This is a genomic window from Flagellimonas sp. (assembly GCF_965601775.1).
GTDB lineage: Bacteria > Bacteroidota > Bacteroidia > Flavobacteriales > Flavobacteriaceae > Flagellimonas.
Map to the genome: position 1 here is coordinate 492870 of NZ_OZ271837.1, position 15467 is coordinate 508336.

Genomic DNA, 15467 nt, shown 5'->3' on the forward strand with positions numbered 1-15467 from the left:
GCATGAAGTTTAACCTGTTATTTTTTGTCCGTTTACTGCTTCGGCACATAGGTTTGCTTATTACCGTGCCTATCCTTTTGGCTTCCATGGTATTTTACCTCACCCGTGACGAGCCTAAGGTATATAACTCCAAAGCAAGGATATATACAGGAATTGCTACAGGATCCAATATAGAATTAGAGAACACCAAAATTGATTTTAGGGCTACCAACACAGCCTACGACAATCTTTTGAATCTTATTAAGGCCCGCACAACCATTGAGATTGTTGGGCTTAAGCTGTTTACGCAACATATGACATTGGATAGTGCCGACGTAAAAATCATCTCCAGGAAAAAATATCAGGACTTAATGGACAAAGTTCCTGAAGAGGTAAAAGAGTTGGTGGTGAAAGGGGATGCCGCAAAGACCTATGAAAATTTTTTGCAGTTAAAAGAATCGGACCATACCAATTTCATTTATAAACTCATCAATCTGGATCACCCAGATTATAGCATAGAGAAAATCTTAGGGCGAATTGGTCTTCGCCGTATATCGAACAGTGATTTTGTTGATATTGATTTTGAATCGGAAGACCCTGCCATTTGCCAAAATACCTTATTGATTCTCTGTGAGACTTTCGTAAAACTAAATGCAGATATTAAGGCCAATCAATCTGATGCGGTTGTACGTTATTTTGAAGGACAGCTCAACAATTCCACTTCAAGTCTTAGAGGTGCTGAAGATGAATTACTCGATTTTAATCGTACCCACAACATTATCAACTATTACGAACAGACCAAGCACATTGCCGCGGAAAAAGAGGAATTTGAAATCAAATATTTTGAAGTGCTTCGAAAGTTCCACGCATCAAAAGCGGTTTTGGAAACCTTGGAATCCAAACTAAAAAGTCATGAACTCAAACGGATTTCGAGTCAAAGTATCATGAAGATTCGCAAAGAACTTTCCAATCTAAATTTTGAGGTCTCTATGAAGACTTTGGGAATAGAAAAAGATTCTGTTCAGATGGAAAAAAATGCCAAGGAAGTCTCCCAGAAAATGATGCGCATCAAAGAATTGGAACAGCAGCTTGCTTCCGATATCGATACGCTATATAAAACGGATTACGATACCCAAAGCATAGCTTCCACCAGTATTCTTGCCGATTGGTTACAGAATACTATTGATTACGAAGGATACGATGCCCAGTTAAAGGTAATGGAGCAAAAAAGAGAAGAGTTCTTGAAATTGTATCAGAAATTCTCCCCTTTAGGTGCCACGATGAAGCGATTGGAACGAAAAATTGATATTGCCGAAAGAGAGTATCTCAGTTTGTTGCACAGCTTAGGTCTCGCCAAATTAAGACAACAAAATGTAGAACTAAAATCCAATATTAAGCTTACCGAGGTTCCTTTTTACCCCATCAGCCCCAAGCCGAGCAAGCGCATGCTTTTGGTTATAGTGGCAGGCCTTGCAGGTTTTATTTTGGTGGCAGCAACCATTTTGGTTTTGGAATTGTTGGATGGAAATATTAATACTTCGAAAAGGGCAGAGGACAAAATAGGATTAAAGGTATCCTCCATATTTCCAGTTATTGGAAAGTCGGGTTCAAAAATTGATTACGGGTATCTAAAAAACAAAGCGGTCAATGCCATATCCCGAAACATTATCCTCAATCGATTTAAAAAAGACAAAGAGAGTGAGCCCGTTGTGAATATGCTTTTTTCCACACAGGAAACCGAAGGAAAGACATTTATCTGTAAGCATTTACTGGACAAACTATGTGAGCTGGATTATAAAATATTGCATATCACCTATGACGATGAAGACTTAGAACTACGTTCTTCGAATTATCACAAACTGGTGTATCGAATCAGTGATAAGCTCTATAAAATTTCGAACGTTAAGGAATTTGATGAATCCGAAAATATTGAAAATTTTGGTGCTTTTGATTTCATTCTCTTGGAAATCCCAGGGATTATCAAAAATCCGTTTCCTGTAAAATTGGCCTCCACCATGGACTATACCTTTTTGGTTACCCGTGCCAATCGAGCTTGGAGTGAGGCAGATATCAATGCATTGGAATTATTCAATGAGGCTACAACAGGTCCAGAGCCTACCATTATTTTAAATGGGGTTAAGGTTCTTGAAATGGAAACTGTGGTGGGTGATTTACCAAAAAAGAGATCACTCTTACGTAAATGGATAAAGAAAGCGGTTCAATTTAGATTTTTTACCAAGACATCGGTGGCATAATGTTGCAAAAGCTAAAACATATCGGTAAAGAAAAGAACCTATCTTCCTTGATGGCCAATGTGAGTGTGGCTTTTTTGGGACTCCTAAGCTTTATGTTATTGACTCGCCAATTGCCCAAAGAACTTTTTGGGGAGTGGGTATTGTTCATAACCTTGGCCACTTTTGTCGACTTATTGCGATTTGGACTAACCCGCACTTCTTCTGTAAGATTGCTTTCAGGAGCAGATGATGAAAAGAAGAAAACCGTTCTGGGATCATCATTCAGAATCAATGTATTGTTGTTAATAGCTCTCACCTTTTTCTGCTGGTCATTTTATGGCCTTTTGAAAATTGGGAAATTGGAAATCGGCAATGGATACAATCTTTTTCTGATGTACTATCCCTTTTTAGCCCTGTCCAATTTAAGTTGGAACAATGCCATGTCCTTATTTCAAGCTGAACAGAACTTTAGCCGAATGATGTGGGTACGACTGTCTAATGTGGGTCTGTTTTGTCTGTTTTTGGTGCTAAACCATTGGTGGCTAAAATGGGATCTGATTGCCATTATTTGGGTAAACATTGCGGTAAACGCATTTTCAGGAATTTGGTGCTCCCTAAGAAGTTGGGATGGGTTGACCTTCTTGAAAGATGCCAAAAGAAAGATTGAAAAAGAGCTGGTAAATTTTGGGAAGTACTCTATGGGTACTTTGATAAGCTCTAGCTTATTGAAAAGTTCAGATACTTTCATTATAGGAATGAGCCCTATACTTGGGTCAGCTGGCATCGCTATGTATGCCATTCCCTTAAAACTGACTGATTTACTGGGAATACCTCTTCATAGTTTCACCATGACCGCCTATCCCAGAATGGCAAAAAAGTCGGTGGAAGGTGATGTGTTTGGAGCGAAAAAAATATTTTATTCCTATGTGGGTATCGTAACCCTTTTATTCTTTCCTGTAGCCTTGGGAGGATTTGTATTTGCCGAACACATGGTTTTGTTTTTGGGAGGCAATGAATATGTGGATTCCTTACCACTGTTGACTCTAATTTTTAGGGTATTCACGGTGTACATCATGTTGTTGCCTATCGATAGGTTCACAGGAGTTTTGTTGGATAGCATCAACAAACCCAAACTGAATTTGTACAAGGTACTGGTGATGACTTTTTCAAACATTATCTTAAATGTATTGGCAGTTTTCGTGTTTGAAAGTCTAGTAGCCGTAGCCATTGGAACCGTGCTCTTCACCATAATGGGTATGGTTATGGGATTCTACTATTTGAAAAAGGAAATCCAGGTCGAAAGTAAGCAGATAGTTTCAGAGAGCCTGGTATTTCTAAAGAACCTTAAAACACATCTGGGCTGATGAATCCTTTTGAAAAAACACAGGGTTCGGACTACCTAAGGAAGCCTCTTCCCATACTATTGATTTTGTCAATAGCGATTACCGCAGGACATCTAACTGCAACCAAAGGATTGGTTGCTGGTCTCGCTATTATCGTGTTGCCTTTTGCTGCACTCTATATGGGAGCACTTTTTGTAAATCCCCGCATTGGTATCATAACCATACTCATTTTTAACTTTTTTGTGTTGGGAATTGGACGTTACATTCCCATGACTTGGGGCCTTTTGATGGATGGGCTTATGGTCCTTATGTATTTGGCATTGTTCTTTAAGGCCTTCAGAATAAAAGTGCCGTGGGAAAGAGCTAACTCACAATTGACCCTATTAGTGACCATTTGGTTTGGCTATGCCGTACTACAGATTGTTAATCCCGAAGCAGTAAGCATTGCTGCTTGGTTCTATGCGATGAGAGGTTTGGCTTTATATCAGTGGTTGTTTGTACCCTTGGTTTTTATGTTGTTCAATAAGGAAAAAGACCTGCACCTGTTTTTTGTCATATGGGGAGTGCTTTCGGTTTTGGCAACCATGAAGGGGATGCAACAGCTCATTTTTGGAGTGGATTCTTATGAGCAAGCTTGGTTGGATGCAGGTGGAGATGTGACTCATATCTTATTCGGAAAGCTTCGAATTTTCTCATTTTATTCTGATGCGGGACAGTTTGGTGCTTCGCAAGGCCATACCGGAGTCGTTTTTGGGGTATTGGCCCTGTTCGCTAAAAACCGGAAGTTTCAGATTTTTTGTGGAATAGTAGCCATGGCGGGCTTATTGGGGATGATGATTTCCGGAACCCGAGGAGCCATTGCGGTACCGGCTATGGGTGGAGTTATGTTCATTTTGGTAAGAAAACATATCCCAAGTATCGTACTGGGTGTGATTGCCGGCATAGGCGTTTTTGTCTTTTTTAAGTACACCACCATTGGCAATGACAATGACCAAATACGAAGAATGCGGACCGCGTTCGACCCCAATGATGCTTCCCTGGAAATGCGAAGGATTAACCAAGCAAAGCTCAAAGGATATCTAGCAACTAGACCCTTGGGAGGTGGAATTGGCTCAACAGGAAACTGGGGCAAGCGTTTCTCTCCCAATACGTTTTTGGCCAATACGGCAACCGATAGCTGGTTTGTTGCTGTTTGGGCGGATACGGGAATCGTAGGCTTATATCTCCATCTTTTCATTTTGTTTTTCATACTAATAACCGGAGCCTACAATTGTATGTTCAAAATACGGGACGATTGGTTAAAAGGCCAGATTACCGCATTGGTTTGTGGAATGGCCGGAATCATGCTAGCCTCCTATGGCAATGGTGTTTTTGGTCAATTTCCTACCTGTATTTTAATGTACACCGGTATGGTATTCATCTTTATTTCTCCCAAGTTGGATAAAAAAATTATGGGTGAAAAAGAAGCTCAACTAGAATTGCAAGCAGCATAAAACTAAAATTATGGAACCACTAGTTTCAATAATAACCATCAATTACAATGAGTCTGAGGTGACACTGGATTTGTTGGATTCCGTCAGGAAACTTTCGTATGCCAATTATGAAGTAATCGTGGTTGATAATGCATCACCAAACGATAATCCAGATAGAATCAAGGAGAACTATCCTGAAGTCAACTTGATTAAGAGCCAGGAAAATTTGGGTTTTGCTGGAGGTAACAATCTTGGAGTAAAACAGGCCAAGGGAGAGTATCTTTTGTTTATTAACAACGACACTATTGTCCCGCCAAACTTCATTCAGCCCTTGGTAGAAACCCTTCAAAAGGATGACAGTATTGGAATGGTGAGTCCAAAAATTAAATTTCATTGGGACCCAACTTTGATTCAATATGCTGGTTACACCCCGATGAATAAATGGACCATTCGCAATAATAGTATCGGATACCATCAAAAGGACAATGGGGATTTTGATGAACCAAAAGAAACGCAGTCCATTCATGGGGCTGCCATGATGGTTCCCAGAAGGGTTGTGGACGAAGTGGGAATGATGACCGAAATTTACTTTTTGTATTATGAGGAACACGATTGGGCAGAAATGGTAAAAAGAGCAGGATATAAAATTTTCTACCAACCTAAGTCCCATATCCTTCATAAAGAATCTGTTTCAACGGGGAAGTTCAGTCCATTAAAGACCTATTATATTTCCAGAAACCGTATCCTTTTCGCCAGGCGTAACTTTAAACCCTTATCATTGGCGATAAGCTTATTATTTCAATGTTTTGTTTCCATACCAAAAAATACACTTCAATTTCTGCTCAAGCGTGAGTTTGCCCATCTAAAGGCATTCTGGCGGGCAATAACATGGAATCTGCACCATAAAGCTGTAATCTAAAAGTTCTGTGCCTTGGTTTTATCAACCCAGAATGGATGACTGTCAATTCTATGGGTGGTTTGGGAGTATTGAGTCATACCTTTCATGAAATAAAGGTTGTAAACATGGGAAGTAGTCTGGCATCTCGTGTGCTGGTGATATCTATCATTGTTGCATTGGGAATATGCTTTTTGTTTTCGAAGATAATGGTCAAGGAAGACGCAGTAGTTGTCAATTTGGCTTTGAAGGAGGAAGGCAAAGTGTATGTTTTTTCTTTTTCAAGTGCAAAGGGGGTAAAACAACAAATATTGAAAAATAGCAGTCCTAGTGTTGGACCTTTTATCCAAGTTTTTGAAGAGGACGAGTTGCACTACGTTCAACCCAAGGACATAAAGGAAATTGTAAACATACTTTGCGGGAACTATCGAATCCATGAATATCCTGAACAGCGTTTTGATGGGTACATTACTACTACCCAGATGAAATGTCTAAATCATTTTGTCCGAAATGAAAACACATCCAAAATAGTAGAGCAAATGAAAGTCCATGAAATGTCCTTGTCGAGTCCAGTATCAGATTCTTTACGGGTGGTGCGTTGGAGTTCAAATTACTTGTCAGGGGAAACTCAGATTCTGGAGAATTGTCAAAAAAAGCAATTTAGGGTGGCGGAAAATCCTCATCCCGGCGAAACATTTGTTTGTAGTAAGGAATTTATCGTGGTTAATTTAGAGGAGATGGGCAGCTTTTATAGTCAAAAAGTTAGTTTTGAATTGGATAAAAAAAACCAATTGTTGTACATTGAAAAAAGGAGTGTAGAGTGACCCGATTGCTAAAAACTATCGATTAAAATCCTGTTTACTACGTTAAATGGACACTTTTCATCGAGATAACTTCCTATTTTACAACAGTAATGCTTCGCTTTACAACAATTACTTTTCTTATAAATAATGTAGGATAATATTTACAAAAATATTAGACCTACAAAATGTTTCAAAGTTTTAAAACAGCCTTGATTTTGGTTCTAGGGATTACTTTGACAGGCTGCGTCAGTGAAAATGATTTGGACCCTGTTACAGATAATCCTGATGATGTTGATCCTTCAGGCCCATTGGCAGGACTCAATGTCTCTGCGAATTTTGATTATGCCACCAGCGATGTGGTAAATGTAACACTTGACGTACCCCAATTCCTAAACAAGGCGGTATTCACTTTATATAGTAAAACGGGCACACGAGACAGCATTCCTTTTGGACGGGCCACTTTTGATTCAGAAGGACACTATGAACAAGATTTTATACTTTCAGCCCAAGCCGATAGTATAATTCTGGTCAGCGATTACATAGGGCTGACCAAGGATATTCATTTAGGAATTCAAAACAATTCAGTAGCTTTTGATTATCGGCCCTTATATGATAGAAGTGGGGCTACAAATAAAGTTGCCTATACAACTTTTGCCTCGAGTAAAGGAAGAAGAAGTCTAGCTTCAAAAGTAACTTACAATTATCTGAGCAGTTATAATAGTCTTGGGGTGCCAGATGACATGGAACTGCCTGATGTGATTCAACAAAATTTATTGGATGATGTAAATGCTTCCCTTCCTGAACGTAGCAGGGTGCCAAATGCCAATCCACAATTTTTGGCCAATGAAAGTGAAACTAGTATGGTTTTAACAGATTTGGTGGATGTTTGGGTAACCTTTGTTTCCGAAGGAGCCGGTTTTAGAAATGCGATAGGATACTATTCTTATCCGGTAGGTCAAAAGCCTGCTACCGTGGACGATATTGCTGCTCATAACATCATATTCCCGAATGTATCCATGGTAGGTTCTTCGGGAGGGTTGGTTCCAGGGGATAGAGTTTATCTGGGAAGATTTCCTCCAAATACTGTGGTATCCTGGTTTATTGTGGCCAATGGATGGAATGGTTCTGATGTTGGCGATGGGCGAAATATTTTTTACTCAGACCCTACTTTTAACCCTGAAGCCGGAAGTTTGAGCAATCACATGGTACAGTTGTATGACAGTGCCCGGGAAATCAACTTTTTGGCTTTTGAAGATTTAAGGAGGGACCAAGGGTCGGATGATGACTTTAATGATGCTGTTTTTTATGCAAGGGCCAATCCAGTAGAGTCTATTGAATTGACTAATGTTGTGGCTCTAATCCCCGCGAACGATACTGATGGAGATGGAGTAAATGATGAATTAGATGATTTTCCATTTGATGTTAACCAGGCTTTTAATAATTTCTCACCAAGCGAAAACTTAACAGGAGTCTTGGCCTACGAAGATTTATGGCCAAGTCAGGGGGATTACGATTTCAATGATTTGGTCGTTTCCTACTCCTACAATCTGATAACAAATGCATCAAATCAAGTAGCCCGAATTGAGGCAAACTTTACCATAGAAAACATTGGTGGGGCACAGCCAAATGGATTTGCCTTATTCCTTCCAATTGACCCCAACTTGGTAGAGGATGTGCAGGGACAGGTGATAAATGCAAATTTCATCAGCTTAAATGCAAATGGAACGGAAACGGGTACCGCAGCAAACGAAACGGTCATTTTTATAGCTGGAAATACGATTGAGATGCAAGGCGATACGGTCAACATCGGCATTGATTTCAATACTCCGATAAATTATGAGGACTTAGGGTTAGTGCCTTTTAATCCATTTTTAATTTCCAATGGGGAAAGACCAAGGGAAATACACTTACCCGATTTTCCTCCTACCAGCAAAGCTGCCTTGTTAAGCAGCTCGGATGATGATAGCGACCCTAGCAACGATAGATATTATAAAACCACTACCAATCTTCCTTGGGCATTGAACATCTTCGATGAATTTGTTCCCCCCTCGGAATCCATTCCCATTACCATAGAATATCCAAGATTTGTCAACTGGGCGAATTCTGGGGGAACACAGGATTTGGATTGGTATGCGAGACAGTAAATAATCAACTTTTAAACACAAAACGAAATTCTATATCATGAACATTACAGTAGTAGGAACAGGCTATGTGGGTTTAGTAACAGGAACTTGCTTTGCTGAAACTGGAATCAATGTTACCTGTGTCGACATTGACAAGAAAAAAGTAGAAAAACTAAGAAGGGGGGAAGTCCCAATTTACGAACCAGGCTTGGATGTCCTATTGGAACGTAATATTGATAAGGGAAGAATCTCTTTTACCACTAGTTTGGAAAAAGGCATAAAGGATTGCGATGCCGTATTTATTGCCGTGGGAACTCCTCCAGATGAGGATGGTAGCGCGGACCTTAAATATGTATTGGGTGTAGCTCGAGAAATAGGACAACATATGGAGGATTACAAAGTAATCATTACTAAAAGTACAGTACCGGTGGGAACTTCTTTTAAGGTAAAAGCCGCAGTGGAGGAAGAATTGGCTGCCAGAAAGGTGCGGATTCCATTTGATGTGGCTTCCAATCCGGAGTTCCTTAAGGAAGGAAGTGCAGTGGACGATTTTCTAAAACCCGATAGAATTGTGGTTGGCGTAGAAAGCAAGCGCGCAGAAAAAGTAATGAAGCGTTTGTACAAACCTTTCTTGATGAACGGTCATCCACTGTTATTCATGGATATTTTCTCTTCTGAGATGACCAAATATGCTGCAAACTCTATGCTTGCCACCAAAATTAGCTTCATGAATGATATCGCTAACCTATGTGAATTAGTTGGCGCCAATGTGGATTTGGTAAGAAAAGGAATCGGGTCCGATTCCAGAATAGGCAACAAGTTCATTTATCCCGGAACAGGTTACGGTGGAAGTTGTTTCCCCAAAGATGTACAGGCTTTGGTCCGGACTGCTGATGAATATGGTCACTCTTTGGAGGTATTGAAGGCAGTTGAAGCGGTGAATTATAGACAGAAAACCACTTTAGTGGAAAAGATTAAACGTCACTTTGGTGATAACCTAAAAGGTAAACAATTTGGAATGTGGGGACTTTCGTTTAAGCCAAAAACGGACGATATGCGGGAAGCTCCAGCCCTTGTAATTATTGAAGAATTAAAAGCTTTAGGTGCCACAGTACGGGCATATGACCCTGTTGCCATGGAAGAAGCCGAGCGGATATTGGGAGACAAAATTGAATATGCCAAGGATGAATACGATGCTATTATTGACGCAGATGGTTTGATTGTGGTCACCGAGTGGTCCGAGTTCCGTATGCCGAACTTCAGAATCTTGGAAAAATTGATGAATCAGAAAACCATTTTTGATGGAAGAAATGTCTACGATCCAGAAGAAATGGAAGAATTGGATTTTACCTATTACTCCATTGGTAGGGAAGTGGTTAACAGCAACCAAAAACAAGCAATTGATCTTTAATTCATAAAAATGAAAAGAATATTAGTAACCGGAGGTGCCGGATTTGTAGGCTCCCATCTTTGTGAGCGTTTACTTAAGGAGGGGAATGAAGTAATCAGCATGGATAACTACTTCACGGGAAGGAAAAGCAAAATAGTTCATCTATTGGACAATCCCTATTTCGAAATTATCAGGCATGATGTTACCCTGCCATACTTTTTGGAAGTAGATGAGATTTATAATCTAGCGTGCCCGGCCTCTCCTGTGCACTATCAGCATAATCCAATCAAAACCATTAAGACATCGGTTTTGGGGGCAATTAATATGCTTGGTCTGGCTAAGCGGATTAAAGCCAAAATTCTTCAGGCTTCCACTAGTGAAGTCTATGGGGACCCAGAATTACACCCGCAACCTGAGGACTATTGGGGTCATGTAAACCCAATAGGTATTCGTTCGTGTTATGACGAAGGAAAACGATGCGCAGAATCTTTATTTGTGAACTATCATACTTCTAATGATGTGTTGGTAAAAATCGTTCGAATATTTAACACCTACGGTCCAAGAATGGAGCCGGATGATGGACGCGTTGTTTCCAACTTCATTATGCAGGCACTTCAAGGGAAGGACATCACCGTTTTTGGAGATGGAACCCAAACAAGAAGTTTTCAGTATGTGGATGACTTGGTGGATGGTATGGTAAAAATGATGGGGACTGAGGATGATTTCATAGGTCCAGTGAACATAGGTAATCCAGGAGAGTTTACCATGTTGGAACTAGCGGAAAATATTGTTGACCTAACAGGTTCAAAATCCAAAATTATCCATTTGCCTTTGCCTTCGGATGACCCAATGCAACGCAAACCAGATATTTCACTAGCCCAAGAGAAGCTGGAAGGCTGGGAACCCAATGTGGATTTGCGCACAGGCTTAACGAAAACCATAGCCTATTTTGACAATCTGCTTCAGGAAAAATCCATAAAGGAATTAATTGAAGGTTAAACTATAGCGCCATAAATGGAGGTTTTTAAGCTCATATTAAATGGAATTGAAGTTGTACTGATTGGATATTTTGGTTTTGCTTCCATTTATGTTTTTGTCTTTGGTTTTGCAGGACTTTTTAAAGCGAAAGAAAAGGAAGTTCTATTTCAGAAGCAACGCAAATTTGCAGTGCTCATTCCTGGGTACAAGGAAGATGCTGTAATAGTCGATGTGGCGCAACAAGCGCTGAAGCAAGCCTATCCCTCGGATTTGTTTGAAGTCATCATTATTGCAGATTCTTTTCAGGAATCTACTTTATCTCAACTTAGAGCTTTGCCCTTACGGGTCGTTGAGGTCTCTTTTGAAAAGAGTACAAAATCCAAGGCACTGAATAAAGCCATGGAAGTGATTGGTAACGATTATGATGTAGCCTTGATTTTGGATGCGGATAATATTATGGAGCGTGAATTCCTTGAAAAAATCAATGATTCCTTCAATCAAGGATATAAGGTAGTCCAAGGACATCGCATCGCTAAAAACACCAACACCTCTTTCGCCATCTTGGATGCGGTGAGTGAAGAGGTGAACAACCATATTTTTAGAAAAGGACATCGGGTCTTAGGCCTTTCCTCTGCATTGATAGGTTCGGGAATGGCCTTTGACTATTTTTTCTTTAAGAAAATGATGTCCGAAGTAAAGGCAGTTGGAGGTTTCGATAAGGAATTAGAGCTTGAATTGTTGCGTAAGCGAATCAAAATCGAATACCTTCATGAGGCCTTGGTTTTGGATGAAAAAGTACAGAAATCGGAAGTTTTTGCCAATCAAAGAAAGCGTTGGCTTTCGGCCCAATTTGTTTATTTCAGAAGGTATGTTTGGGCTGGATTGAAGGAACTGGTTACCAAGGGAAATATAGATTTCTTTGACAAGGTCTATCAAATGATTTCACCGCCAAGAGTGCTGCTTTTGGGACTGGTTGTAGTCTTTACTTTCTTATACCTCATACTTGAATTCATAGCGAGTGCCAATATTTTAGTGGTACCCTCATCCATATGGTATGCCACCTTGGGATTCACCGTACTTGCATTTGCTTTCTCGATTCCGAAAAATTACTACAATCAAAAAACCTTAAAGGCAGTCTTAACAATGCCCAAGGCATTTTTCCTCATGTTCCTTTCCTTATTCAAATTGAAAGGAGCAAATAAAAAATTCATCCATACACAACATGGAACCATCAACACGCCATAAAATGAAAATAGGTATTGAAGGACAACGATTGTATCGCAAGAAAAAACACGGTATGGATATGGTGGCCTTGGAGCTTATCAAAAGCCTTCAAAAAATAGACACGTATAATGACTATGTAATCTTTGTGCGACCTGATTTCGATAACACTTGTATCCCCATAGCTCCAAATTTTAAAATAGTGGTGCTGGATTCCAAGTTTGGTTATCCAGGTTGGGAACAGTTTGCTCTCCCCAAAGCAGCCTATGAAGAAGGTTGTGATGTTTTGCATTGCACTAGTAATACAGGGCCTCTTTTTTCCAGGGTACCTCTGATAACAACCTTGCATGATATCATTTATTTAGAAAGTATAAGTCTTTTCAAAAAAGAAGGAACATGGTATCAGAAATTGGGAAATATGTACCGAAGGTATTGTGTGCCGCCTGTTATAAAAAGGAGTAAGAAGGTTATCACGGTTTCCAACTATGAAAAGAATAGGATAAACCATCATTTCGGTTTTACTGACGAGCGCTTGACCGCCATATATAACGGTGTGGGAGGTCATTTTAAAAAAGTGACTGATGCTTCCACGCTAAATGCCATAAAGGAAAAGTATCAATTGCCGGATAAGTTCTTTTTCTTTTTGGGGAACACAGACCCTAAAAAGAATACGAAAGGAGTTTTGAAAGCTTTTGCTGATTTCAATCGGCAATACACCAACCAATATAAGTTGGTCATGTTAGATTATGACAAGGTTGAATTCGACAAATTATTGAATTCCTTGGATATCCAAGAAATCAAAGACTTAGTGCATTTAACAGGTTATGTTCAAAATTTGGACTTGCCTGCCATCATTAGTCAGTCGACCGCCTTTTTGTATCCTTCGCTCCGAGAGAGTTTTGGAATTCCAATTTTAGAAGGTATGGCCTGTGGTGTTCCCGTAATTACATCAAATACCTCTTCGATGCCGGAAGTTGCAGGAGAAGGTGCGGCATTGATCGTGGACCCTTTTGATTCTAATCAAATTACGCAAGCCCTTATCACCTTAGTAGAAGATAATGCCCTGGCCAATTTGTTGGTGGAAAAGGGAATTGAACGGGCAAAGAATTTCTCTTGGGAAGTAATGGCCAAAAACGTATTGGAACTCTATGGAGATGTGTATAAAGAAATTCAACTTGAAACGGCATGATTAAGGACAGAGACATTGTAGTGGTTGGAATACAGGCCTGGGACATCGAGATTGGTAGCAACTGTAAAAACATTGCCCTAGAATTTTCCAAGCACAATAGGGTATTGTATGTAAATCCACCTTTAGATAGGGCCACCCTAAAAAGAGAACGAGAGTCTGAAAGAATCCAAAAAAGACTTCGAATCAAGAATGGAGAAGAGAATGGATTGGTTGAAGTGGAGTCGAATCTGTGGAATCTTTACCCCAAATCCATGACGGAATCCATCAATTGGATACCCTTTCATGGATTGTTCAAAATCTTGAATAAAAGAAACTCGAAAATATTTGCCAAGGATATCAAGGATGCCATGCATGAGCTTGGATTCAAGGATATCTTGGTTTTTAATGACAGTTCCATGTTTTTGGGATTACATCTTCGGGAGTTTTTGAATCCAGAAAGCTATACCTACTACATGAGGGATTATCTGATTAAAGTACCCTACTGGCAGAAGCATGGGGAACGTATCGAACCCCAAATCATTAAAAAGGCGGATGCCGTGGTCAATAATTCAACCTTATACACAGAATACGGATTGGAGCATAATCCAAATAGCTATATGGTAGGGCAAGGGTGCGATGTTTCCTTGTTTAATGATGAAGAAGATGCCATTGAAATTCCGAAAGAATTTGAAAGTATTCCAAGGCCTGTTTTAGGTTACGTAGGGTACTTAACCAGTATGCGACTGGATTTAGAATTGCTTGAGCACTTTGCAAAATCCAAAAAGGATTGGAGTATAGTATTAGTTGGTCCGGAGGATGAGGATTTTAGAAACTCCAAATTGCACGAACTGGATAATGTCTACTTTTTGGGAAGCAAAGATGCGTCTCAATTGCCTTCCTATGTAAAAGGATTTGATGTTGCCATGAACCCCCAAGTGGTCAACGATTGGACCATTGGAAATTATCCTAGAAAGATTGATGAATACTTGGCCATGGGGAAACCTACTTTGGCCACAAGGACTAAAGCTATGGAAATGTTTCAAGAGCATGTTTACCTAGCTGATTCGAACGAAGATTACTTGGAGTTGGCACAGAAAGCATTGGATGAAAACTCCGAGGAACGGGTTCGAGCGAGAATCGCTTTTGCAAAGAGCCATACTTGGGAGAATAATGTAAAGGCCATTTATGAGGCCATCAAAAAATCAGCCTAAAACCAGAATCTATGGGATTAGTCAATACAATTAAAGAGAATCAAAGGATTAAGTCATTTGCCTATTGGCTTATAGTGCCCAAAAATCAAGCAAGACCCCGACTATGGGTCAAATGGTTTTTAAATCCATTTTATCACAGAAAAGGGAAAGGAGCTACCATCTGTCGTAGAACCCGAATCGATGTTTTACCGTGGAGCACCTTTGAACTCGGAACGGATTCTACAATCGAGGATTTTGCAACGGTAAACAATGGCGTGGGAGCCGTTAGGATTGGTGATAGAACCCGAATTGGATTGGGAAATACCTTGATTGGCCCCGTGACGATTGGCGATGATGTGCGTTTGGCTCAAAATATTGTCTTATCTGGATTGAATCATAATTATGAAGATGTATCTCAACCTATTCACGCTCAAGGTGTGTCCACAGCAGAAATTGTTGTGGAAGATGAGACCTGGATTGGTGCCAACACCGTGGTAGTGGCTGGAGTGACCATTGGTAAGCATAGTATTGTTGCCGGTGGAAGCGTAGTAACTAAAGATGTGCCACCATACTCAGTAGTTGTAGGAAACCCGGCAAGGGTGGTCAAAACCTATAATCCTGATTCTGGGGAATGGGAAAGAATCATTAAAAAGAATTTGGTAGCTGTTTAG

12 protein-coding genes are annotated in these 15467 nt (G+C 40.0%); all 12 read left to right on the plus strand.

The genetic code is table 11. The features are described 5' to 3' along the window. Window positions 1–2: 2 nt before the first annotated feature. The 12 genes from ACSLUF_RS02440 to ACSLUF_RS02495 all read left to right on the plus strand — a co-directional run bounded on the left by ACSLUF_RS02440 (window position 3) and on the right by ACSLUF_RS02495 (window position 15467). On the plus strand, window positions 3–2234 hold the full coding sequence (locus tag ACSLUF_RS02440) for a GumC family protein (RefSeq protein ID WP_435624549.1): 2232 nt from the start codon (window positions 3–5) through the stop codon (window positions 2232–2234). Next, window positions 2234–3577: an oligosaccharide flippase family protein gene (locus tag ACSLUF_RS02445; protein ID WP_435624550.1), complete on the plus strand. Its 1344-nt coding sequence runs from the start codon at window positions 2234–2236 to the stop codon at window positions 3575–3577. The genes ACSLUF_RS02440 and ACSLUF_RS02445 overlap by 1 nt, the downstream gene beginning before the upstream one ends. Continuing rightward, entirely contained in the window at window positions 3577–5049 is a 1473-nt protein-coding gene (locus ACSLUF_RS02450) for a hypothetical protein (protein ID WP_435624551.1), read from the plus strand. The genes ACSLUF_RS02445 and ACSLUF_RS02450 overlap by 1 nt, the downstream gene beginning before the upstream one ends. Before the next feature lie 10 nt (window positions 5050–5059). Further along, entirely contained in the window at window positions 5060–5947 is an 888-nt protein-coding gene (locus ACSLUF_RS02455) for a glycosyltransferase family 2 protein (RefSeq protein ID WP_435624552.1), read from the plus strand. Between the two features lie 35 nt (window positions 5948–5982). Next, window positions 5983–6747: a hypothetical protein gene (locus ACSLUF_RS02460; RefSeq protein WP_435624553.1), complete on the plus strand. Its 765-nt coding sequence runs from the start codon at window positions 5983–5985 to the stop codon at window positions 6745–6747. 164 nt (window positions 6748–6911) lie between these two features. Next, window positions 6912–8870 (plus strand): LruC domain-containing protein, encoded by a 1959-nt coding sequence (locus ACSLUF_RS02465; RefSeq protein WP_435624554.1) that lies wholly within the window; start codon window positions 6912–6914, stop codon window positions 8868–8870. A 37-nt stretch (window positions 8871–8907) separates the two neighbouring features. Then, window positions 8908–10260, plus strand: coding sequence for a UDP-glucose dehydrogenase family protein (locus ACSLUF_RS02470; RefSeq protein WP_435624555.1), 1353 nt, complete (start codon window positions 8908–8910; stop codon window positions 10258–10260). A 9-nt stretch (window positions 10261–10269) separates the two neighbouring features. Further along, entirely contained in the window at window positions 10270–11238 is a 969-nt protein-coding gene (locus ACSLUF_RS02475; RefSeq protein ID WP_435624556.1) for a UDP-glucuronic acid decarboxylase family protein, read from the plus strand. 15 nt (window positions 11239–11253) lie between these two features. Then, window positions 11254–12462: a glycosyltransferase gene (locus ACSLUF_RS02480; RefSeq protein WP_435624557.1), complete on the plus strand. Its 1209-nt coding sequence runs from the start codon at window positions 11254–11256 to the stop codon at window positions 12460–12462. A gap of 1 nt (window position 12463) precedes the next feature. Beyond that, the gene (locus ACSLUF_RS02485) at window positions 12464–13627 is read left to right on the plus strand and encodes a glycosyltransferase family 4 protein (RefSeq protein ID WP_435624558.1); all 1164 of its coding nucleotides are present in this window, start codon (window positions 12464–12466) and stop codon (window positions 13625–13627) included. Continuing rightward, window positions 13624–14817, plus strand: a complete 1194-nt coding sequence (locus ACSLUF_RS02490; protein WP_435624559.1) for a glycosyltransferase — start codon at window positions 13624–13626, stop codon at window positions 14815–14817. The genes ACSLUF_RS02485 and ACSLUF_RS02490 overlap by 4 nt, the downstream gene beginning before the upstream one ends. An 11-nt stretch (window positions 14818–14828) precedes the next feature. After that, window positions 14829–15467 carry an acyltransferase gene (locus tag ACSLUF_RS02495; protein WP_435624560.1) on the plus strand — a complete coding sequence of 213 codons (639 nt, stop codon included), beginning with the start codon at window positions 14829–14831 and terminating at the stop codon, window positions 15465–15467.